The 1,210-nt window shown below is 56.8% G+C and carries 1 pseudogene; it reads right to left on the bottom strand.

The annotated features are described in order from the left end of the window. Window positions 1-101: 101 nt before the first annotated feature. A pseudogene (locus tag A3A5_RS39205) lies at window positions 102-1,210 on the bottom strand (IS4 family transposase); the annotation flags it as partial.

Raw genomic sequence — 1,210 nt, 5'->3', positions numbered from 1 at the left:
GCAACTGTTCACGCTCAGACTCGGTCAAGTTCATCTTTTCCATGCACCTAATTCAATCACAAACGGGTGCTTTTTCAATGACGCAATGGACTAGTGTCCGGTTAAATTTCGAACAAGTTCAACGGTTCGCGGCGCCGGGAACTTTTGACAGGGAAGAGTCGGGCCAGAAAGGCCTGTAAAATAGGGTTTTTCTCGAAAACCGAGACGGACAAAATCTCTAGCAAAGTGTAGGGCGAGGCATTGAGTTGAAGCTCCTTCTTGATGATGGCGATGAGCACGTAGGTGGACACGGCGCACCGGATTTGCGTCTTCACCGCGTTCTCGCTCGTGCCGAGGAATTTCTTGATACGCAGATACTGCTTGATCCATTTGAAAAACANTTCCACCTGCCAGCGGTTCTTGTACAGCGCGGCGATGGTGATAGCCGGCGGCGTCGTGTTGTTGGTCAGAAAGATCAAGGTCTTGCCGGACTCCGGGTCCTTGAAGCGGATGCGGCGCAAGTGCTCGGGATAGTCTTGGGCAGAGTAAAAGCCGTTCAGGGCGATGGTCTGATCGCAGATGACACCGGTGTTGCGGCAGGGTGGACGCGGCGGGCATTCATGTTGCTCTTGGTCCGCGTGACGAAGAAAGCGCCGGCTTGATGAACGAAGTAGAGCCGAGCGAAATCCAGATAGCCGCGATCCATCACGTAGAACGCGCCTGCCTCGATGGGCAGGAAGTCGAGTACGTTTACCTCATGCAGTTTGCCGTCGGAAATGTGGAGGAAGGCGGGAATGGCGCCGCGCAAATCGAGCAGCGTGTGCATCTTGATCGCTGCCTTGGTCTTGCGAAACGGCGCCCACTCGAACAACGACAGGCACAGGTCGATGGTAGTGGCGTCCAGGGCGTAGATGGTTGCATCGAGATCGATATCCAGCGACTCGCTCGCATACAGCGCCCGAGCGCGCGTGATAAGGCGCATCGCCAGTTCGTGGTAGATGCGCCAATCCCGCAGGTTCAGCACATCCGACAGCGTCGAGCGCACCGGGACGTTCCTCGATCCGATGTGAAAGAGCTTGCTGCGGTTGGCCGCCAGGCAGACCTCTATGTCGCGCAGCGACTCGCGCCAGGTCAACTGGGCGAACGACATGATGCGGAACAGATCGGCGCAGCCCAAGGTGCGCACGCCCGCATCTCCGCGATGCTTCTCGATAATGCGACCGAAGGTCTT

Origin of the sequence: Cupriavidus sp. UYPR2.512, assembly GCF_000379565.1 — a bacterium.
Classification (GTDB): domain Bacteria; phylum Pseudomonadota; class Gammaproteobacteria; order Burkholderiales; family Burkholderiaceae; genus Cupriavidus.
Note: the sequence above shows the minus strand (reverse complement) of the source record. Positions and strands in the feature narration are given on the sequence as shown.